Consider the following 19,168-nt stretch of genomic DNA (forward strand, 5'->3'; position numbering starts at 1 on the left):
GCCCACCCCGCCCCCACCGCCACGACGTGTGGATCGCGGCCGCCGGGCTGGCCGGCGGCCTGTTCGGCATCGTCTTCGACCTGAACACCACCTCCCCCGACCGCTCGCTCGGCCCGCTCGCGCTGGTCGGGCTGCTCGCCATGTGCGGCGCCGTGCTGCTGCGCCGGATGCCCCCGGTGGCGCTGCCGCTGGCCGTCGCCGCCTTCGGCCTGGACGCCGCCTTCGGCGGACTGCTGGCCGTCATGATCATGCTCGCCGACATCTTCTACGCGGCCACGCTCTACGGCGGCCCGCGCTTCGGCAGGGCCGTCACCCACGGGAGCACGGTCCTCAGCATCACCGTCGCCGTCGGCGCGCTCGCCTGGCTGCGCACCCCCGAGGCCCTGCTGTTCGGCGTGCTGTGCGCGGGCGTCACCTCCGCCTCCGCCTGGACCGGGCTGATGCTCCGCGACCACCGGGAAGCCGCCGCCGCCGAGCGGCTGCGCGCCGAGCAGACCGCGCTGCTCGCCGAGATGGACCGGGCGCAGGCGGTGGCCGGCGAGCGGTCGCGGATGGCAAGGGAGCTGCACGACATGGTGGCCAACCACCTGTCGGCCATCGCCATCCACTCCACCGCCGCGCTCACCCTGGACGAGCCCGCCGCGACCCGGCAGGCGCTGACCGTGATCCGCGAGAACAGCACCCAGGGCCTGACCGAGATGCGCCGACTCATCGGCCTGCTGCGGGACTCGGGCGCCACCGACGACCCCGAGGCCGTCCCGAGCCTCGACGGGCTGCCGACGCTGCTGCGCCGGGCCAGCGACGGCGGCGCCGGCCGGCTCGCGTTCACCGCCCGGGACGAGCGCCCCGAAGGCGCCCCCCTGCCGACGCCCATCGAGCTCGCCGCGTACCGCATCGTCCAGGAGTCCCTGACCAACGCGGTCAAGCACGCCGCCCCCGGCGAGGTCGAGGTGGCCCTGGCCCAGGACGAGGAGGCGCTGACCGTGACGGTCACCAGCCCCTACGACGCGGACGCGCCCAGCCGCGCCCCAGGCTCTGGCACCGGCCTCATCGGCATGCGGGAGCGCGTCGAGCTGCTCGCCGGCGCGTTCGCCGCGGGTCCCGCGCCCGACCAGGGCAGCGCGCCCCGCTGGCGGGTGCGGGCCACGCTTCCCCTGGCGGGCTCATGACCCTGCGGGTGGTGGTCGCCGAGGACCAGGCGGCGGTGCGGCAGGGCCTGGTGCTGATCCTGGGCAGCGCCCCGGACATCGAGGTGGTCGGCGAGGCGGCCGACGGCGAGCGCGCGGTCGAGCTCGCCCGCGCGCTACGGCCCGACCTGGTGCTGATGGACATCCAGATGCCCGTGCTCGACGGCGTCGCGGCGACGGCGCTGATCACCGCCGAGCGGCTGGCCGAGGTGCTGGTGCTGACCACCTTCGACTTCGACGAGTACGTCTTCGGCGCGCTGCGCGCCGGCGCCGGCGGCTTCCTGCTGAAGGACAGCGACGCCACCGCGCTGATCGCGGCGGTGCGCACGGTGGCGGCCGGCGAGGGCACCATCGCGCCCGCCGTGACGCGCCGGCTGATCGCCGAGTTCGCCCGCGCCTCGCCGGTCCCGCGGGCGCCCGCGGCGGATCCGACCCGCCTCGCGACGCTCACCCCGCGGGAGCGCGAGGTCCTGGCGCACGTCGGCGCCGGGCTCGCCAACGCCCAGATCGCCGAGCGGCTCGGCATGGCGGAGGCCACGGTGAAGACCCATGTCAGCCGGATCCTGCACAAGTTGGGGCTGCGGAGCCGGGTGCAGGCGGCGGTGCTGGCCCAGGAGGCGGGCGTCACCGGCGGCTGACCGCCTGTGGTACAGACCTCTTGACCGTTGGTCTGGACCATTCTACCCTCACGGCTATCGAACGCGGTCGAAGTACCGCTCCACGGCACGGACTTGCCCCACTCCCGGGGCTCCCCCACATCTCACCCGGCCGACTCGAGGAGCCTTCCTTGCCACGCGTCAGACGCCGAATCACCGCCCTACTCGCGGTGTTCGCCCTTCCCCTCGCCTGGATCGTGGCGGTGGCCGGCCCGGCCCAGGGCGCCACCGCCACCGCCACCTATGCCAAGACCTCCGACTGGTCCACCGGCTTCGAGGGCCGCTGGACTATCAGAAACACCGGCGACCAGCCACTCAACGGCTGGACGCTGGAGTGGGACTTCCCCTCGGGCACGGCCGTCACCTCGGCCTGGGACGCCCGCGTCACCAACAGCGGCACCCACTGGACCGCCCGCGACGCCGGCTGGAACGGCACCCTGGCCCCCGGCCAGACCGCCACCTTCGGCTTCAACGGCAGCGGCCCCGGCGCCCCCGCCAACTGCCTGCTCAACGGCCAGCCCTGCGACGGCAGCGACGGCGGAGACGACGGCGGCGACAACGGCGGCACCCCGCCCGACGACCAGATCAACCTCGGCTACTTCACCGAGTGGGGCGTCTACGGCCGCGACTACCACGTCAAGGACATCGTGGACTCCGGCGCGGCCGAGAACATCACCCACATCAACTACGCCTTCGGCAACGTGACCAACGGCGAGTGCCAGGTGGGCGACTCGTACGCCGCCTACGACCGCGCCTACAGCGCCGCCGAGAGCGTCAGCGGCGTCGCCGACACCTGGGACCCCGGCGCGCTCCGCGGCAACTTCAACCAGCTGCGCCAGCTCAAGGAGCGCTACCCGCACATCCAGGTGCTCTGGTCCTTCGGCGGCTGGACCTGGTCGGGCGGCTTCACCGAGGCCATGCGCGACCCGCAGCGGTTCGCGCGGTCCTGCTACGACCTGGTCAACGACCCGCGCTGGGCCGGCGTCTTCGACGGCATCGACCTGGACTGGGAGTACCCCAACGCCTGCGGCCTGAGCTGCGACAGCAGCGGCCCGCGGGCGTTCGGCGACATGATGCGCGCCTTCCGCGACGTCTTCGGCGACCAGCTGGTCACGGCGGCCATCACCGCGGACGCCTCGGCCGGCGGCAAGATCGCCGCCTCCGACTACGCCTACGGCGTCCAGTACGCCGACTACCTCAACGTCATGACCTACGACTTCTTCGGCGCCTGGGCCGGCACCGGGCCCACCGCCCCGCACTCGCCGCTGACCTCGTACAACGGCCTGCCCACCCAGGGATTCACCTCGGAGGCGGCCATCGACGCGCTGATCGCGCAGGGCGTCCCGGCGAACAAGCTGCTGCTCGGCATCGGCTTCTACGGCCGCGGCTGGACCGGCGTCTCGCAGAGCGCGCCCGGCGGCAGCGCCACCGGCCCCGCGCCCGGCACATACGAGCAGGGCATCGAGGACTACGAGGTGCTCGCCGCCCGCTGCCCGGCCACCGGCACGGTGGCGGGAACCGCCTACGCGCACTGCGGCAACCAGTGGTGGAGCTACGACACACCGGCGACCGTCACGAACAAGATGGCCTGGGCCCGCCAACGAGGCCTCGGCGGCGCCTTCTTCTGGGAGTTCTCGGGTGACAGCGGCGACGCGGCGCTGGCCCGAGCCATCGCGACGGGCCTCTCCGGCTAGGGAGCGCGCCTCCACCGGCCCGGACGAAAACCACGGCCGGGACGGCTGACCTCACGCCGTCCCGGCCGCGCACCACGTGCGACCGATCAGGCCACGTTGACCCGCTGGCCCGGCGGGGCCGCCTCGAGCCAGGCGAGGAAGCCGGTCAGGGCGTCCTCGCTCATCGCCAGCTCCACGTCCCACTCGTCGTGGCGGCAGCTCAGCACCACGGCCCCCGGCAGCAACGCCAGCTCCTCCTCGCCCACCGGCTGCCGCCGGTCCCGCACCTGGATGCGGTCCCGCTGCAGCGTGCGGCGCGGCCGCAGCGCGTAGGAGAAGACCCGGAACCACTCCACGTGGTCGCCGTTGTACCTGGCCACCCCGTAGAGCCAGCCCTTGCCCTGCGACTGGCCGGCGCGTGGCGCGGTGAACCGGGCGCTGCAGTCGAAGGTACCGCCGGAGCGCTGGATCAGCCGGCGCCGCACGCCGAAGCCGAAAAGCCCGAGCACCAGCAGCGCGAGCGCCGCCCCGGCTACGAGCAGAGCGAGGACCATCCCGATCGACCTCCTCGCCTCGTGCCGTGTCCCGTGCCGGCTGCCCCGTTTTCGCCTGCCGAAGATGGTGGTGGCCGGCCGCTGGCGGCCGGCCGTGCGTCAGCGACTCGCCGCCACGGCCCGCAGCCGCACGTCGGCACGCTCCTCGGCGGGCGCGTCGGACTCCGCCTTCGCCCGCTCCAGGGCGCGCTCGGCGCGCTCGACGTCGATCTCCTCGGACAGCTCGGCGATCTCCGCGAGCAGCGACAGCTTACCGTCCGTGTAGGAGATGAACCCGCCGTGCACGGCGGCCACGACACTGCCCTGACCGCTCTCACCGGCCGTGCGGATGGTCACCGGGCACGGCTTGAGCACCGCGAGCAGCGGCTGGTGGCCGGGCATGATGCCGATGTCGCCGGAGGTGGTGCGCGCCACGACAAGGCTGGCCTCGCCCGACCAGACCTGACGGTCCGCGGCGACCAACTCGACGTGCAGCTCAGCCACGATGGCTCCCCTCTCTCCCTGCTAAAGAATAGTTGGCGCCCCGTGGCACCCATGGGGCGGGGTGCCCCCAACCAGGGTTGGGGGCACCCCGCCCCACAAGACGAAACCTGGTTCAGGAGACGCCCAGCTTCTTGGCCTTCGCCTTCAGGTCGTCCAGGCCACCGCACATGAAGAACGCCTGCTCGGGGAAGTGGTCGAACTCGCCGTCCGCGATCGCGTTGAACGCCGCGATCGTCTCGTCGAGCGGCACGTCCGAGCCGTCGAGGCCGGTGAACTGCTTCGCCGCGTGGGTGTTCTGCGACAGGAAGCGCTCGATGCGCCGCGCCCGCTGGACGGTGAGCTTGTCCTCCTCGCTCAGCTCGTCCATACCGAGGATCGCGATGATGTCCTGCAGGTCCTTGTACTTCTGCAGGATCCCCTTGATGCGGGCCGCGCAGTCGTAGTGGTCCTGCGCGACGTACCGCGGGTCCAGGATCCGGGAGGTCGAGTCCAGCGGGTCCACCGCCGGGTAGATGCCCTTCTCCGAGATCGGCCGCGAAAGCACCGTGGTCGCGTCCAGGTGGGCGAAGGTGGTCGCCGGCGCCGGGTCGGTCAGGTCGTCGGCGGGGACGTAGATCGCCTGCATCGAGGTGATCGAGTGACCGCGGGTGGAGGTGATGCGCTCCTGCAGCACGCCCATCTCGTCGGCCAGGTTCGGCTGGTAGCCCACTGCGGACGGCATGCGGCCCAGCAGCGTGGAGACCTCGGAACCGGCCTGGGTGAAGCGGAAGATGTTGTCGATGAAGAACAGCACGTCCTGCTTCTGGACGTCGCGGAAGTACTCCGCCATCGTCAGACCGGCCAGCGCCACCCGAAGGCGGGTGCCCGGCGGCTCGTCCATCTGACCGAAGACGAGCGCGGTCTGCGGGAGCACGCCCGACTCCGCCATCTCCTCGATCAGGTCGTTGCCCTCACGGGTGCGCTCGCCGACGCCGGCGAACACCGACACACCCTCGTGCAGCCGCGCCACACGGATGATCAGCTCCTGGATGAGCACCGTCTTGCCCACGCCGGCGCCGCCGAAGAGGCCGATCTTGCCGCCCTTGACGTACGGGGTGAGCAGGTCGATGACCTTCAGGCCGGTCTCGAACATCTCGGTCTTCGACTCAAGCTGGTCGAACGCCGGCGCCTTGCGGTGGATGTCCCACCGCTCGGTGACCTCGGACTCGGCCTCCGGCTCGTTCAGGATCTGGCCCAGGGTGTTGAACACCCGGCCCTTGGTCACGTCGCCGACCGGCACCGAGATGCCCCGGCCGGTGTCGGTGACCGGCGCCTGACGCACCAGACCGTCGTTGGGCTCGAGCGCGATGGTGCGCACCAGGCCCTCACCCAGGTGCTGCGCCACCTCGAGGGTCAGCGTCCTGGTGGTGCCCTTCTCGGCCGGGTCGGCGACCTCGACCGTCAGGGCGTTGTAGATGTCCGGCATGGCGTCGACGGGGAACTCCACGTCGACGACCGGGCCGATGACTCGGGCGATCCGGCCCGTGGCCGCGGCCTTGCTGGTGGCCGCCTCAGCAGCAGTGGTCATGGTTAGCGTTCACTTCCCGCGGTCGCGTCGGCCAAGGCGCTCGCGCCACCGACGATCTCGGTGATTTCCTGGGTGATTTCGGCCTGGCGGGCCGCGTTGGCAAGCCGCGTCAGCGACCTGATGAGCTCGTCCGCGTTGTCCGTCGCCGATTTCATGGCCCGCCGGGTCGCGGCGTGCTTGGAGGCGGCCGCCTGGAGCAGGGCCGTGTAGATCCTGCTCTCCACGTACCGCGGCAGCAGCGCGTCGAGGACCTGCTCGGCCGACGGCTCGAAGTCGTACAGCGGACGCGGCTGGCCGGCGTACTTGAAGGTCTCGGCCGCCTCCTCCGCCGAGCCACCGAGCTCCATCGGCAGCAGCTGGCGCTCCACCGGCGTCTGGCTGATCATCGAGACGAACTCCGTGTAGGCGATGTGGAGCTCGTCCACGCCGCCCTCGTCGGAGTCCTTGCGGATGGCCTCGATCAGCGGCGCCGCGACCTCCTTGGCGTCCTCGTACGTGGGGTTGTCCGTGAACCCCGTCCAGGACTGGACGTAGGGGCGCTCACGGAACCCGTAGTACGTCACACCCTTGCGGCCGACGATGTACGTGTCGACCTCCATGCCGGAGGCCACCAGCTCGCCCGTCAGGTGCTCGCCCGCCTTGATGGCGTTGGACGAGTACCCGCCGGCCAGGCCGCGGTCCGCGGTGATCAGCAGCACCGCGGCGCGGCGCGGCCGCTCGAGCTTGGTGGTCAGCGGGTGCTTGACCTCGGAGCCGTACGCCACCGCGGTCACCGCGTTGGTGAGCTCGTCGGCGTACGGCGTGGCCGCGGCCACCCGACGCTGCGCCTTGATGATGCGCGAGGCCGCGATCATCTCCATGGCGCGGGTGATCTTCTTGGTCGCCGAGACCGACCTGATCCGCCGCTTGTAGGTCCGAAGCTGGGAGCCCATGGATCAGCCCTCGCCCAGCAGCTTGCCGTCCGCCGTCTCGAACTGCGACTTGAACTTCTTGACGGCGGCCTCGACGGCCTGGAGCGTGTCGTCCGACATCTTGCCGCCCTCGCGGATCGAGGTCATCAGACCCTTGTGCTCCCGGCCCAGATAGTCCAGCAGCTCACGCTCGAAGCGACGGATGTCGCCGACCGGGATGTCGTCCATCAGGCCGTTGGTGCCGGCCCAGACCGACACGACCTGGTTCTCGGTCGGGTACGGGTTGTACTGCTCCTGCTTCAGCAGCTCGACCATGCGCTGGCCGCGGGCCAGGGCGGCCTTGGACGCCGCGTCCAGGTCGGAGCCGAAGGCGGCGAACGCCTCGAGCTCGCGGTACTGGGCCAGGTCCACGCGGAGCGAACCGGTGATCTGCCGGATCGCCTTGTGCTGCGCGGAGCCACCGACGCGGGAGACGGAGATGCCGACGTTCAGCGCCGGGCGCTGGCCCGCGTTGAACAGGTCGGACTCCAGGAAGCACTGACCGTCGGTGATGGAGATCACGTTGGTCGGGATGAACGCGGAGACGTCGTTGGCCTTGGTCTCCACGATCGGCAGCCCCGTCATCGAGCCGGCGCCCATGTCGTCGGACAGCTTGGCGCAGCGCTCGAGCAGCCGGGAGTGCAGGTAGAACACGTCGCCCGGGTAGGCCTCGCGGCCCGGCGGGCGACGCAGCAGCAGCGAGACGGCGCGGTAGGCGTCGGCCTGCTTCGACAGGTCGTCGAAGATGATCAGGACGTGTTTGCCCTCGTACATCCAGTGCTGACCGATGGCCGAGCCGGTGTAGGGGGCGATGTACTTGAAGCCCGCCGGGTCGGACGCCGGGGCGGCCACGATGGTGGTGTACTCCAGCGCGCCGGCCTCCTCCAGGGCGCCACGCACCGAGGCGATGGTGGAGCCCTTCTGGCCGATCGCCACGTAGATGCAGCGGACCTGCTTGCTCGGGTCGCCGGAACGCCAGTTGTCGCGCTGGTTGATGATCGTGTCGACCGCGAGCGCCGTCTTGCCGGTCTGGCGGTCGCCGATGATCAGCTGACGCTGGCCACGGCCGATCGGGGTCATGGTGTCGACGGCCTTGTAGCCCGTCTCCATGGGCTCGTGCACCGACTTGCGCTGCATGACGCTTGGGGCGCGCAGCTCGAGGGCGCGACGCCCGCTGGTCTCGATGTCGCCGAGTCCGTCGATCGGGTTGCCCAGCGGGTCGACGACCCGGCCCAGGTAACCCTCGCCGACGGCCACCGAGAGCACCTCGCCGGTGCGGCGCACCGGCTGGCCCTCCTCGATGCCGCTGAACTCACCGAGGACGACGACGCCGATCTCCCGCTCCTCGAGGTTGAGGGCGAGGCCGAGGGTGCCGTCCTCGAACTCAAGCAGCTCGTTCGCCATGGCCGAGGGCAGTCCCTCGACCTTCGCGATGCCGTCACCGGCAACGCTGACCGTCCCGACCTCTTCGCGCGAGGCCGCGTCCGGCGTGTACGACTGGACGAAGTTCTCCAGTGCGTCCCGGATCTCATCCGGCCGGATCGTGAGCTCCGCCATCTGGGTTCCCTGCTCTCCTTGTTGGGCCCGTAAGTTCTTCCACTACGGCCCAACTCGGGCCGCTAGTACTGCTTCTTGAGTTGGTGGCGCCGTCAGGTGGCGCGCCCCGGCCACGTGGGCCGGTCAGCCGGCCATCCGCCGGTTGACCTCGTCCAGCCGGTCGGCGATCGTGCCGTGGATGACCTCGTCGCCGACGCGAACCGAGATCCCGCCGATGACCGTCGGGTCGACGTCCAGGTTCAGCTGGATGGGCCGGCTGTAGAGCCGGGCCAGCGCGTCGCCGAGCCGCTGTCGCTGAGCGTCACTGAGCGGTACCGCCGAGGTGACCACGGCGACCGAGCGACCACGCCGCGCGGCGGCCAGCACGCACAGGGCGTCAAGCCCGCTGTCCAGGCTACGTCCCCGCGGCCGTTCCACCAGCCTCGTGACGAGGCGGATCGTGACCTCGTGGGCGCGGCCCCCGAGCAGCTCGCGGATCAGTCCGGCCCTGGCGGCGATCCGCTCCGAGTCGGTGTCCTTCGCGCTGAGCGCGGCGCTCAGCTCCGGCGAGGTGACGACGATCCGGCCGAACCGGAACAGCTCGTCCTCCACGGTGTCGAGCACGCCGGCCTCGTCGGCCGCGATCAGATCGGCGCTGTCGGCCAGACCCTCCACCGCGTCGACCAGGTCGCGGGAGCTCGTCCAGCGGGACCTGACCATGCCGGAGACCAGGTCGACGGCCTCCCCGCTCACCTGCCCGGTGAGCAGCCGGCCGACCAGATCGGCCTTGCCCTCGCCCGGCTGCGCCGGGTCGGTCAGCAGCCGCCGCAGCGCGGTCTCGCGGTCGAGCAGCGCGGTGACCGCGGCCAGATCGGCGGCCAGCGCGGCCACGTCCACGCGGGTGTTGTCGGTCAGCGCGTCAAGCCGCTCGCGCGCGGCCTCGACGGCCTCACGGCTCGCTCCGATCATCCTGGTCACGCTCCCCTTCTCACTCGCGCGTGAAGGGGGACCCGGCGCCGGGAGCCGCTCACTCGGCGGCTCGCCGTTCCGATCATTCCTCAGTCACCCCTTCTCACTCGCTGTCACAGGCCGGACGCCGCCGGGCACCGGCCCGGCGGCTCGCCCTGCCGTCGCTGGAACTCATCGACCAGCCTCGGTGGGGCTCGGGACCGAGCCGCTGGCCTGCTCCTCGAGCTCGTCGAGGAACCGGTCGATGGTGCGGCTCTGCCGGGCGTGGTCCTCGAGGGACTCGCCGACGAGCCGGCCGGCCAGCTCGATGGCCAGCTGGCCCACGTCCTGCCGCAGCTGCTCGGTGGCCTGCTTGCGGTCGGCCGCGATCTGGGCGTGACCGGCGGAGATGATCTCCTCGCGCTGCCGCTGACCCTCCGCGCGCATCTCGGCGATGAGCGCGGCGCCCTGCTCCTGCGCCTCCTGACGCAGCCTGGCGGCCTCGTGCCGCGCCTCGGCCAGCAGCTCCTTGTAGCTGTCCAGCGTCTGGCGGGCCTCGGCCTGCACGGACTGGGCCTTCTCGATACCGCCCTCGATGGCCTCGCGGCGCTCCTCGAGGGTCTTGTTGATGTTCGGCAGCAGCTTCTTGTAGAAGGCGAAGAAGATGATGCCGAAGCAGATCAGACCGACAGCGACCTCGGGCCACACGGGCAGCAGCGGGCTGTTGGGCTCCTCCGCCGCCAGTTCGATCATCGTGATCATGTTGGTGGACCTCTCGTCTGTAAGAGCCTCGGGCGAGAGGCTCAGCCGCCGATGGCGAACGCGAGCACGAAGCCCATCAGCGCCAGCGCCTCGATAACGGCGAAGCCGAGCAGCATGTTGGTCCTGATCAGGCCGGCCGCCTCGGGCTGCCGGGCCATGGCCTGGACACCGTTACCAAAGACGATGCCGACGCCGACACCGGGGCCGATGGCCGCGAGGCCGAAACCGATGGTGTTGACGCTTCCCTCGACGGCGGCCAGGGTTTCGAAAGCGGACATGTCCGTTGTATTCCTTCTCTGTGGTGGGCCGGTGGGGTGTGAGCGCCCACCGGAGGGTTGTGCTTGGGGCTCTCAGTGCGCTTCTTCGAGCGCCTGGGAGAGGTAGTTGGCGGTCAGGACGACGAAGACGTAGGCCTGCAGGGCCTGGATGAACATCTCGAAACCCGTCAGGACCAGCGCCAGCGCCAGCGAGGGGATCGCGTAGAGCGTGCCGACGAAGCTGCCCATCATGTACCAGGAGGCGATGGTGAAGAGCAGCAGCAGCAGGTGGCCGGCAAACATGTTGGCGAAGAGCCGGACCGCCAGCGTGAAGGGCCGCAGAAGGACGTTCGAGAAGAACTCGATGGGCGTCAGGATCACGTAGATCGGCTTGGGCAGGCCGCTGGGCACGCAGAGGTTGCGGATGCCGCCGACGAAGCCGTTGGTCCTGAAGGTGACCGTCATGTACGTGATCCACACCACCACGGCGAGGCCGGCCGGGAAGGCGATGGCCGAGGTGACGGGGAACTGGGCGAACGGGATGACCGCCCAGAGGTTCATGATCCAGACGAAGAAGAACAGCGAGACGAGGAACGGGACGAAGGGCTCGCCCTTCTTGCCCATGACCTCGCGGGCGATGCCGCGGCGCACGAAGTCGTAGCCGGCCTCGGCCACCATCTGGAGCTTGCCCGGCACGACCTTCGGGTTGGCGAACGCGGCCCAGAAGAAGGTGAGGATCAGCGCCGTGCCGAGGAGCGCCAGCAGCATGATCTTGTTGAACTCGATCGGTCCGATGTGGACGATCGGCTCGAAGAGGAACGACCACACCGACGGGGCGGGGAAGCCGCAGTCTTGGAACAGGTGGCAATCGGTCTCGAAGGCGAGCACTTCTTCGTTACTCACCGTGAGCTCCCTCGGCGTGACGCATGAATACGGCAACCTCGATGTGTCGGCGTGGCGGCATGCCACGGAACGGCACTGGACTGGGTGTGGCGGGAGAAACGCCGGTCGGCACATGCACCGCTGTCCCGCACAGCACGCGCGCCGGCCTCGACTCGGCTCTCGGCGACGGACGATAGCAGCCCACGACGAGGCCCGTTATACAGCCCCCGCGGTCACCGCTGCCGGTCATGGCCGCCCACCAGGCGCGGCACCGGCGGACTCGGGCACCACATAGGGAACCTTGGTGCGCACATGCGCCCGAACCTGCCCCGCGAGCCAGGCGGCGGTGCCGGCCATCACGCCGATGGCGAAGGCACGGGTGTTGAGGAACGAGGCGTCGCGCAGCAGGAAGAGCGCGGCGGCCAGCAGAACCATCTGCGTGGTGTAGATCAGGAAGGCCGCGCCGAAGAAGAGCTCGGGCCAGCGGCGGCCGACGTACCCGAGGGAGAGCAGGCCACCGCCGAAGAAGAAAGCGGCGAGGAGCACTCCGAGGGCTACCCCGACGGCGCCGTCGACCGCGGCCACCGCCGCGCCGATGGCGACGGCCAGCACACCTACCGCGGCAGTGGGGATCGCGGCGCCACGGATGATCGCGGCGTCGTTGGACTGCATGGAAGTGTTTCTCCGACGGGCTTCGGGGACTGTCGTCGTTGACTAGTTGACGAGCGTTTCGTGAACGCTATCACAAACTATTTGATGAGGTCTTTACCCAGTTCGTGTGCAGGACCTCACACAGGAGAGGTAATCAAACCGTTGCGGTGCTGACGGGAAGATCGTCATCTGCTAGGGCCTGGTCAGCCCGGGCTGAACGTGCTTCACGACCGACTGTCGATCCGCCGGCGCCAAGGCCTGGCCGGCCCGGCCAGAGCCGCTTTCACGACCGACTGTCGATCCGCCGGCGCCCGAACCGCTGCCGCTCCCCGACCGCAGTCGCCCCCCTCGGCCGCCGCCCGCCGCCCGCGGCGGGCTTGGTCGGCTCGCCTCCGGCGCGGTCGGCCGCCGCCGGCTGCGCCGGCGTGCCATCGGCCTCCGGATCGGAGGCCGGCCCCTGGCCGGTCTCGGCGGCGCGCCTGGCCGGCGAAGCCAGCGGCGCGGTAGCGCCATCGCCGGCCTGCCCAGCCGGCGAAGCCGGCTTCGTGCCGGCCACCGCCGGAGGCGTCTCCGGCTCGGCCGGCCCCTCGCCGGCCGCCGCCGTACCCACCCCGGACGTCGCCGGCACCTGGCCCTTCGAGCCGGTCGCGCCGGCAGGCACCGATGCGGCAGGCCGCCCAGCCGGCGAGGCCGTGTCGGCATCCACCGCGGATCCGCCAGCGGCTGAAGCCGCGCCGGCACCTGCCGGCGAAGCCGGCTTCTCGCCGGCGGACGAAGCCGGCGGCGCGGCCGCCGTGCCGGCCACCGCCGGAGGCGTCTCCGGCTCGGCCGGCCCCTCGCCGGCCGCCGCCGTACCCACCCCGGACGTCGCCGGCACCTGGCCCTTCGAGCCGGTCGCGCCGGCAGGCGCGCCCCGCAGGCGGTACCGCGGGGGGACGACGCTCTGCGCCCAGCGGGGCGCGCGCGGCGTGAAGCGCGGCATGAGCAGCACCACGAGCCCGATCGCGCTCAGCACGAGCACCGTCGGCACGATCCACGCGCTCGCCCACTCGTTCGCCGACTGCACCGAGTAGGCGACCGCGCCGAACGAGATCAGCGCCGACCAGAAGTACATGATCAGCACGGCACGGCTCTGCGAGTGGCCGATCTCCAGCAGCCGGTGGTGCAGGTGGCCGCGGTCCGCGCTGAAGGGGGAGCGGCCGTTCCACGTGCGGCGCACGATCGCCATCACCAGGTCCAGGAACGGCACCACGATGATCGTCAGCGGCAGCATCAGCGGGATGTACACCGGCACCTGCTGCACCGTGCGCTCCCGGCCGGTCAGGTCGAGCCCCAACGCGTCCGGGTCGACCTGCCCGGTGATGGACACCGCCCCGGCGGCCAGCACCAGGCCGAGCAGCATCGATCCCGAGTCGCCCATGAAGATCCGCGCCGGGGGCAGGTTGTGCGGCAGGAAGCCGATACACATGCCCATCAGCACGGCCGCGAAGAGCGTCGCTGGGGCGGCGGCCTCGATCCCGTAGCCGTACCAGATGCGGTAGGCGTACAGGAAGAACGCCGCCGCCGCGATGCACACCATGCCGGCGGCCAGGCCGTCGAGGCCGTCCACGAAGTTCACCGCGTTGATGGTGACCACCACGATGGCCACCGTCAGCAGCGTGCCCTGGAGCGGCGTCAGCGCGACCAGGCCGACCGTCGGCACCGGCAGCCACAGGATGGTGAGGCCCTGGAGCACCATCACGCCGGCCGCGATCATCTGCAGGCCGAGCTTGAGCAGCGCGTCCACGCCGTACCGGTCGTCGAGGACGCCGACGATCCAGATCAGCGCCGCCCCGGTGAGCAGCGCCCGCGGCTCGTCCGAGACCCGGAAGAGCTCGCCGATGTTCTCCAGCTGCGCGGCCACCAGCAGGCCCGCGCACAGGCCGCCGAACATCGCGATGCCGCCGAGCCGCGGTGTGGGTTCGCGATGGATGTCCCGCGCTCTGATCGCCGGCATGGCGCCCCAGGCGATCGCGAACTTCCGCACCGGACCCGTCAACAGATACGTGACGGCGGCGGCGACGCAGAGCGTCAACAGGTATTCGCGCACAAGATGCCCCAGTGGTCTCGCTGGACTACCGCGGAACACCTTCTCATGCCCGCGCCCCCCTCGACCGCCACGGTGCGCGCGAGGGTACGCCGGTCAGGGCCGTGACGACGGGATCGAGCGCCGCGTTGATCTCCTCGCCGATGCTGCGGAAATAGGGCAAGGGGGCACCATACGGGTCCTGCACCTCGTCGGCCTCGGCGTTGGGGGCGAGCAGCCACCCCCGCAGCGCGGCCGCCGCGCGCGACAGCGCCCGCGCCCGCTCCACCAGGCCCTCGGGCGAGGATGCGGCCGGCAGCGTGGTCATGTCGATGGCCCGCACCAGGCGGGTGAACTCCTTGAGCGTGAACGTGCGCAGGCCGGCCGAGTGCCCCATGGAGATCACCTGGGCCCGGTGGTCGCGGGTCGCCGTGAGCACCAGATCGGCTTGAATCACATGCTCGTCGAGCAGTTCCCGGCCGGTGAAGCCCCCGGCGTCGGCGCCGTACTCGGCGAGCAGCTGGGCGGCGTGCTCCTCCATCGGCGCGCCCTCGTGGCCCCAGGTGCCGGCGCTCTCCACCACCAGGCCGCCCGCGAAGCCGCCGAGGCGGTCGGCGAGTGCCTGGCGGGTCAGCCGCTCGGTGATCGGGGAACGGCACACGTTGCCCGTGCTGACGTGCAGTATCCGAAAGACCTGCCGCGGACCGCCGGGCACCTCGGGGGCCGGTATGCCGGTGCTGCCGGTGTCCGCGGGGCTGGCCGCGGGCGGGGTCAATGCGAGGTCTCCAGATCGGGGACGACCTTGCGCAGCTCCTCCTCGCTCACCGCCCCGGCGCGCAACAGCACCGGAACGCTCCCGGTGACGTCGACGATCGAGGAGGGCACGGTGTCAAGCGTGGGCCCGCCGTCCAGGTAGACGGCGACCGAGTCGCCCAGCATGTCCATCGCGCCGTCGCAGTCGACTGGCGGCGGGTGGCCGCTGAGGTTGGCGCTTGAGACGGCCATCGGGCCGAAGTCCTTGAGCAGTTCGAGCGCCACGGGGTGCAGCGGCATCCGCACCGCGACCGTGCCGCGGGTCTCGCCGAGGTCCCAGGTGAGCGACGGCTGGTGCTTGGCGACGATGGTGAGCGCGCCGGGCCAGAAGGCGTCGACGAGCTCCCAGGCGCGCTCGGAGAAGTCGGTGACGAGGCCGTGCAGGGTGTTGGGCGAGCCGATCAGCACGGGCGACGGCATGCCGCGGCCACGGCCCTTGGCCTCGAGCAGGTCACCCACGGCACCGGTGTTGAAGGCGTCGGCGCCGACCCCGTACAGGGTGTCGGTGGGCAGCACGACGAGGTCGCCGCGCCGCACGGCGGACGCCGCCTCCCGCAGCCCGTGCTTGCGGTCGACCGGGTCCGAGCAGTCGTAACGACGTGCCATGGCTGAAGGTCCTCCTCTCACCGCGCGACCCGACGCGCCGTGGCGAATCGTGGCCGGTTGTTCAGGTCGGGATGGTCCGCGGCGTCGGCCCAGCCACGGTCCTCGGTGAAGATCCAGGGCACCTGGCCGCCCTGGGTGTCAGCGTGCTCGATGACCACCATGCCACCGTGCCGCAGCAGCCGGTGCGCCGCCCGCTCCAGGCCCCGGATGGTGTCCAGGCCGTCCTCGCCTGAGAACAGCGCCAGCTGTGGGTCGTGGTCGCGGGCCTCGGGGGCCACGTGCTCCCACTCGCCGAGCGGGATGTACGGCGGGTTGGAGATCACCAGGTCCGCCTGCCCGTTCAGCTCGGGCAGGGCGGTGCGGGCGTCCCCGTGGTGCAGCACGACGCGGCTGCCCTCGGCGTTCCTCCTGGCCCAGTCGAGCGCCCGCTCGTCGAGCTCGACGGCGTGCACGCGGGAGCGCGGGACCTCCTGCGCGAGCGCCAGCGCGATGGCGCCCGAGCCGGTGCACAGGTCGATGATCAGCGGCTCGGCCACGTCCATGGCGCGCACCGCGTCTATCGCCCAGCCGACCACCGACTCGGTCTCGGGGCGGGGCACGAAAACCCCGGGCCCCACCTGGAGTTCGAGGTAGCGGAAGAAGGCGCGCCCGGTGATGTGCTGGAGCGGCTCGCGCGCCTCCCTGCGCGCCACGGCCTCCCAGTAGCAGGCGTCGAAGTCGGCGTCGGGCACGGAGTGCAGCCGGCCGCGCTCGGTGCCGTGCACGAAGGCGGCGAGTTCCTCGGCGTCGTACCGCGGCGATGGCACCCCGGCGTCGGCCAGCCGCTGGGTGGCCCGCGCCACCTCGGCCAGCAGCAGGGAGCGGGTCGCCCCGCGGCCGGAGGGCGCCCCGGACGGCCGCCCGGTAGATGCAGTCACGCTGCCCACCCTACGCATCTCGCGGTCACTGCGCCGCCGCCAACTTAGCGGCGGAGTCAGCGTCCACGCAGGCCTGGATGACCGGATCGAGCTCGCCGTCGAGCACCTGGTCGAGGTTGTACGCCTTGAAGCCCACCCGGTGGTCGGAGATCCGGTTCTCCGGGAAGTTGTAGGTGCGTACCCGCTCCGAGCGGTCCACCGTGCGCACCTGGCTGCGACGCGCGTCGGACGCCTCGCGGTCGGCCTCCTCCCGGGCCGCCGCGAGCAGCCGGGCGCGCAGGATGCGCAGCGCCTGCTCCTTGTTCTGCAGCTGGCTCTTCTCGTTCTGGCAGGAGACGACGATGCCGGTGGGCAGGTGGGTGATGCGGACCGCGGAGTCGGTGGTGTTCACGGACTGGCCGCCGGGGCCGGAGGAGCGGTAGACGTCGATGCGCAGGTCGTTCGGGTTGATCTCAACCTCGACGTCCTCGGCCTCGGGCAGCACCAGGACGCCGGCGGCCGAGGTGTGGATGCGGCCCTGGGACTCGGTGGCCGGCACCCGCTGCACCCGGTGCACGCCGCCCTCGTACTTCAGCCTGGCCCAGACGCCCTGCCCGGGCGCGGGGGTGCCGCGGCTCTTCACGGCCACCGACACGTCCTTGTAGCCGCCGAGGTCCGACTCGTTGCCGTCGATGATCTCGGTGCGCCAGCCGACGCGCTCCGCGTAACGCAGGTACATCCGCAGCAGGTCGCCGGCGAACAGCGCGGACTCGTCGCCGCCCTCGCCGGCCTTGATCTCCAGGATGACGTCCTTGCCGTCGGCCGGGTCGCGGGGCACGAGCAGCAGCCGCAGCTCGTCGGTCAGCTCCTCGCGGCGCGCCTGGAGCTCCTTGACCTCGTCGGCGAACTCGGGGTCCTCCGCGGCGAGTTCGCGGGCGGCCTCGATGTCGTCACCGGTCTGCTTCCAGGCGCGGTAGGTGGTGATGACCGGGGTCAGCTCGGCGTACCGCTTGCTGAGCCGGCGGGCCGCGGCCTGGTCGGCGTGGATCCCGGGGTCGGCGAGCCGGCGCTCCAGGTCGGCGTGTTCGCCGACGAGTTCCTCGACCGCCTCGAACATCGTGACTGCTCCTGAGCTCTGCGTTTACGGTGGCTTACGGGACGTGCCCCTCTTACTGAAGCAAAAGCGCCGGTCCGGCCGCCCCCTGGTCTCCCAGGGCAGGCGGCCGGGCCCGGCGCCGTCGGGGTCGCTACTTGCGGGTGGACCCGGCGTTCTTGCCGAAACGCGCCTCGAAGCGGGCCACGCGGCCACCGGTGTCGAGGATCTTCTGCTTGCCGGTGTAGAACGGGTGGCACTCCGAGCAGATGTCGGCACGGATGGTCCCGCTGCTCACGGTGGAGCGGGTGGTGAACGACGCGCCACAGGTGCAGCTGACCTGGGTCTCGACGTACGCCGGGTGAATGTCGCGCTTCAAGGGTCTCTCCTAGGATCGGGAGGGCGCCGGGTCGGCACGCGGGATGCGCGCCGTGAACCGGGGCCGACGCTCCAGTCTGCCAGCACTGGTGCGCACCCTCCAAAACGGCCCCCACGCCCCCACTATTCCCTGGCGATCACCTCTCGCTCGTTCGCGCGCGGCTCGGCGGCCGAGCCCTCGGTCGCCGACGCGGGCACCGGCCGGTCGGCGCGCAGCGCCGTCCAGACCCGCGTCGCCTGCCTTTCGATGGGGACGACGCGGTTGGGGTCCTTCGGATCGAACGCGACGGGCATCGTCAGCATCGTCATCGCGTCCGGATCGATGCCCTTGAGGGTGCGGGCCAGCCGGTAGAGGTCCGAGGCCGAGCCGAGCCCCGAGTCGGTGGTGACCGACCGGGTGGCCGTGTCGGCGATGTCGTAGAGCCGGCGCGGGTCGGTGAAGAGCCCGATGCCGCCGACCTGCCTGGCCAGGGCCCTGACGAACGAGTGCTGCAGCCGTATCCGGCCGAGGTCGCTTCCGTCGGCGAGCGCCTTCCTGGTGCGCACCAGGGCCAGCGACTGTTCCCCGTCGAGGGTGTGGGTGCCGACGGACAGGTCGAGCCTGCTGTCCTCGTCCCTGATGGCCTGGGTGGTGGTGATCTCGACGCCGCCGAGCGTGTCGACGAGCCCGGAGAAGCCCTCGAAGTCGACCTCCAGGTAGTGGTCCATGCGCACGCCGGTCAGCTTCTCCACGGTCTTCACGGCGCAGGCCGGGCCGCCGACGCTGTAGGCCTCGTTGAACATGGCGCGCTTCTTGCCCGGCTCCCGCCCACACGACGGTCGCTCGACCAGCGTGTCCCTCGGTATCGACACGACGGTCGCGGCGTCCCGCGCCTCGTTGAGGTGCACGATCATCGCGGTGTCGGCCCTGGCGCCGGAGTGCCCGCCGTACTCGTCGTCCGTGCCGGCGCGCGAGTCGGAGCCGAGCACCAGGATGTCCATGGAACCGTTGGGGCTGTCCGCCGGCCGATCGTGGCCGAGAACGCTGTCGATGTCGACCTGGGAGATGTTCCGGTCGAACTTGATGTAGAGCGCGGTCAGCCCAGCCCCCGCGAGCAGCAGCAGCAGCACCAGACACAGTCCACCCACCCGCACCACGCGCCACAGCCGCCGTCTGGACGACCCGCCATCCACTCGTGGGGCCACCTCCCCAGTGTGACCGCACCCCCCCG

General features: G+C 71.3%; 19 protein-coding genes and 1 pseudogene. 3 read left to right on the forward strand and 17 right to left on the reverse strand.

Annotated features, from left to right (window positions below; all coding sequences use genetic code 11):
• From E1265_RS17125 to E1265_RS17135, 3 genes are all read left to right on the forward strand, one after another.
• The coding region (locus E1265_RS17125) for a histidine kinase (protein ID WP_132931183.1) at positions 1 to 1,169 on the forward strand (1,169 nt) is incomplete at its 5' end.
• Positions 1,166 to 1,825, forward strand: coding sequence for a response regulator transcription factor (locus tag E1265_RS17130; protein WP_132931184.1), 660 nt, complete (start codon positions 1,166 to 1,168; stop codon positions 1,823 to 1,825). The genes E1265_RS17125 and E1265_RS17130, both read left to right, overlap by 4 nt.
• Positions 1,826 to 1,974: 149 nt before the next feature.
• Positions 1,975 to 3,537, forward strand: a complete 1,563-nt coding sequence (locus E1265_RS17135) for a glycosyl hydrolase family 18 protein (protein ID WP_132931185.1) — start codon at positions 1,975 to 1,977, stop codon at positions 3,535 to 3,537.
• An 86-nt stretch (positions 3,538 to 3,623) separates the two neighbouring features.
• Here the strand turns inward: E1265_RS17135 and E1265_RS17140 are convergent, their stop codons facing one another.
• From E1265_RS17140 to E1265_RS17220, 17 genes and pseudogenes are all read right to left on the reverse strand, one after another.
• Positions 3,624 to 4,070 (reverse strand): DUF2550 domain-containing protein, encoded by a 447-nt coding sequence (locus tag E1265_RS17140; protein ID WP_132931186.1) that lies wholly within the window; start codon positions 4,068 to 4,070, stop codon positions 3,624 to 3,626.
• A gap of 99 nt (positions 4,071 to 4,169) precedes the next feature.
• Positions 4,170 to 4,553, reverse strand: a complete 384-nt coding sequence (locus E1265_RS17145; RefSeq protein ID WP_132931187.1) for a F0F1 ATP synthase subunit epsilon — start codon at positions 4,551 to 4,553, stop codon at positions 4,170 to 4,172.
• A 112-nt stretch (positions 4,554 to 4,665) separates the two neighbouring features.
• On the reverse strand, positions 4,666 to 6,120 hold the full coding sequence (gene atpD, locus E1265_RS17150; protein ID WP_132931188.1) for a F0F1 ATP synthase subunit beta: 1,455 nt from the start codon (positions 6,118 to 6,120) through the stop codon (positions 4,666 to 4,668).
• Positions 6,121 to 6,122: 2 nt separating this feature from the next.
• The gene (locus E1265_RS17155) at positions 6,123 to 7,052 is read right to left on the reverse strand and encodes a F0F1 ATP synthase subunit gamma (protein WP_132931189.1); all 930 of its coding nucleotides are present in this window, start codon (positions 7,050 to 7,052) and stop codon (positions 6,123 to 6,125) included.
• Between the two features lie 3 nt (positions 7,053 to 7,055).
• Positions 7,056 to 8,627: a F0F1 ATP synthase subunit alpha gene (gene atpA / locus E1265_RS17160; protein ID WP_132931190.1), complete on the reverse strand. Its 1,572-nt coding sequence runs from the start codon at positions 8,625 to 8,627 to the stop codon at positions 7,056 to 7,058.
• Between the two features lie 123 nt (positions 8,628 to 8,750).
• The gene (locus E1265_RS17165) at positions 8,751 to 9,575 is read right to left on the reverse strand and encodes a F0F1 ATP synthase subunit delta (RefSeq protein ID WP_132931200.1); all 825 of its coding nucleotides are present in this window, start codon (positions 9,573 to 9,575) and stop codon (positions 8,751 to 8,753) included.
• Positions 9,576 to 9,746: 171 nt separating this feature from the next.
• Positions 9,747 to 10,307, reverse strand: coding sequence for a F0F1 ATP synthase subunit B (locus E1265_RS17170; RefSeq protein ID WP_132931201.1), 561 nt, complete (start codon positions 10,305 to 10,307; stop codon positions 9,747 to 9,749).
• Positions 10,308 to 10,357: 50 nt separating this feature from the next.
• Entirely contained in the window at positions 10,358 to 10,594 is a 237-nt protein-coding gene (atpE, locus tag E1265_RS17175) for an ATP synthase F0 subunit C (protein ID WP_132931191.1), read from the reverse strand.
• A gap of 72 nt (positions 10,595 to 10,666) precedes the next feature.
• Complete coding sequence (atpB, locus tag E1265_RS17180) at positions 10,667 to 11,476, reverse strand: F0F1 ATP synthase subunit A (RefSeq protein WP_243740873.1); 810 nt, start codon at positions 11,474 to 11,476, stop codon at positions 10,667 to 10,669.
• Positions 11,477 to 11,701: 225 nt separating this feature from the next.
• A complete protein-coding gene (locus E1265_RS17185) occupies positions 11,702 to 12,127 on the reverse strand; it encodes a hypothetical protein (RefSeq protein ID WP_132931193.1) in 426 nt (141 codons plus the stop codon).
• Positions 12,128 to 13,016: 889 nt separating this feature from the next.
• A pseudogene (locus tag E1265_RS17190) lies at positions 13,017 to 14,195 on the reverse strand (MraY family glycosyltransferase); the annotation flags it as partial.
• A gap of 43 nt (positions 14,196 to 14,238) precedes the next feature.
• Positions 14,239 to 14,901 carry a protein-tyrosine-phosphatase gene (locus tag E1265_RS17195; RefSeq protein ID WP_207931101.1) on the reverse strand — a complete coding sequence of 221 codons (663 nt, stop codon included), beginning with the start codon at positions 14,899 to 14,901 and terminating at the stop codon, positions 14,239 to 14,241.
• A gap of 41 nt (positions 14,902 to 14,942) precedes the next feature.
• Positions 14,943 to 15,590, reverse strand: a complete 648-nt coding sequence (locus E1265_RS17200; protein WP_132931195.1) for an L-threonylcarbamoyladenylate synthase — start codon at positions 15,588 to 15,590, stop codon at positions 14,943 to 14,945.
• Between the two features lie 17 nt (positions 15,591 to 15,607).
• The gene (prmC, locus tag E1265_RS17205; protein WP_243740874.1) at positions 15,608 to 16,507 is read right to left on the reverse strand and encodes a peptide chain release factor N(5)-glutamine methyltransferase; all 900 of its coding nucleotides are present in this window, start codon (positions 16,505 to 16,507) and stop codon (positions 15,608 to 15,610) included.
• Between the two features lie 25 nt (positions 16,508 to 16,532).
• On the reverse strand, positions 16,533 to 17,603 hold the full coding sequence (gene prfA / locus E1265_RS17210) for a peptide chain release factor 1 (protein ID WP_132931197.1): 1,071 nt from the start codon (positions 17,601 to 17,603) through the stop codon (positions 16,533 to 16,535).
• A 130-nt stretch (positions 17,604 to 17,733) separates the two neighbouring features.
• Positions 17,734 to 17,958 (reverse strand): 50S ribosomal protein L31, encoded by a 225-nt coding sequence (gene rpmE / locus E1265_RS17215; RefSeq protein WP_132931198.1) that lies wholly within the window; start codon positions 17,956 to 17,958, stop codon positions 17,734 to 17,736.
• Between the two features lie 122 nt (positions 17,959 to 18,080).
• Positions 18,081 to 19,085 (reverse strand): LCP family protein, encoded by a 1,005-nt coding sequence (locus E1265_RS17220; RefSeq protein ID WP_243740875.1) that lies wholly within the window; start codon positions 19,083 to 19,085, stop codon positions 18,081 to 18,083.
• Between the last annotated feature and the right edge of the window lie 83 nt (positions 19,086 to 19,168).

The sequence above is a fragment of the Streptomyces sp. 8K308 genome (genome assembly GCF_004348315.1).
GTDB lineage: Bacteria > Actinomycetota > Actinomycetes > Streptomycetales > Streptomycetaceae > Streptomyces.

Excerpts from the sequence above, each read along its gene's own strand:
- E1265_RS17140 (WP_132931186.1), bottom strand. The coding sequence starts at position 4,070 with ATGGTCCTCGCTCTGCTCGTAGCCGGGGCGGCGCTCGCGCTGCTGGTG.
- E1265_RS17170 (WP_132931201.1), bottom strand. The coding sequence starts at position 10,307 with ATGATCGAACTGGCGGCGGAGGAGCCCAACAGCCCGCTGCTGCCCGTG.
- atpA (WP_132931190.1), bottom strand. The coding sequence starts at position 8,627 with ATGGCGGAGCTCACGATCCGGCCGGATGAGATCCGGGACGCACTGGAG.
- prfA (WP_132931197.1), bottom strand. The coding sequence starts at position 17,603 with ATGTTCGAGGCGGTCGAGGAACTCGTCGGCGAACACGCCGACCTGGAG.
- atpD (WP_132931188.1), bottom strand. The coding sequence starts at position 6,120 with ATGACCACTGCTGCTGAGGCGGCCACCAGCAAGGCCGCGGCCACGGGC.
- E1265_RS17165 (WP_132931200.1), bottom strand. The coding sequence starts at position 9,575 with ATGATCGGAGCGAGCCGTGAGGCCGTCGAGGCCGCGCGCGAGCGGCTT.
- E1265_RS17155 (WP_132931189.1), bottom strand. The coding sequence starts at position 7,052 with ATGGGCTCCCAGCTTCGGACCTACAAGCGGCGGATCAGGTCGGTCTCG.
- E1265_RS17185 (WP_132931193.1), bottom strand. The coding sequence starts at position 12,127 with ATGCAGTCCAACGACGCCGCGATCATCCGTGGCGCCGCGATCCCCACT.
- E1265_RS17130 (WP_132931184.1), top strand. The coding sequence starts at position 1,166 with ATGACCCTGCGGGTGGTGGTCGCCGAGGACCAGGCGGCGGTGCGGCAG.
- atpE (WP_132931191.1), bottom strand. The coding sequence starts at position 10,594 with ATGTCCGCTTTCGAAACCCTGGCCGCCGTCGAGGGAAGCGTCAACACC.
- E1265_RS17200 (WP_132931195.1), bottom strand. The coding sequence starts at position 15,590 with ATGGCACGTCGTTACGACTGCTCGGACCCGGTCGACCGCAAGCACGGG.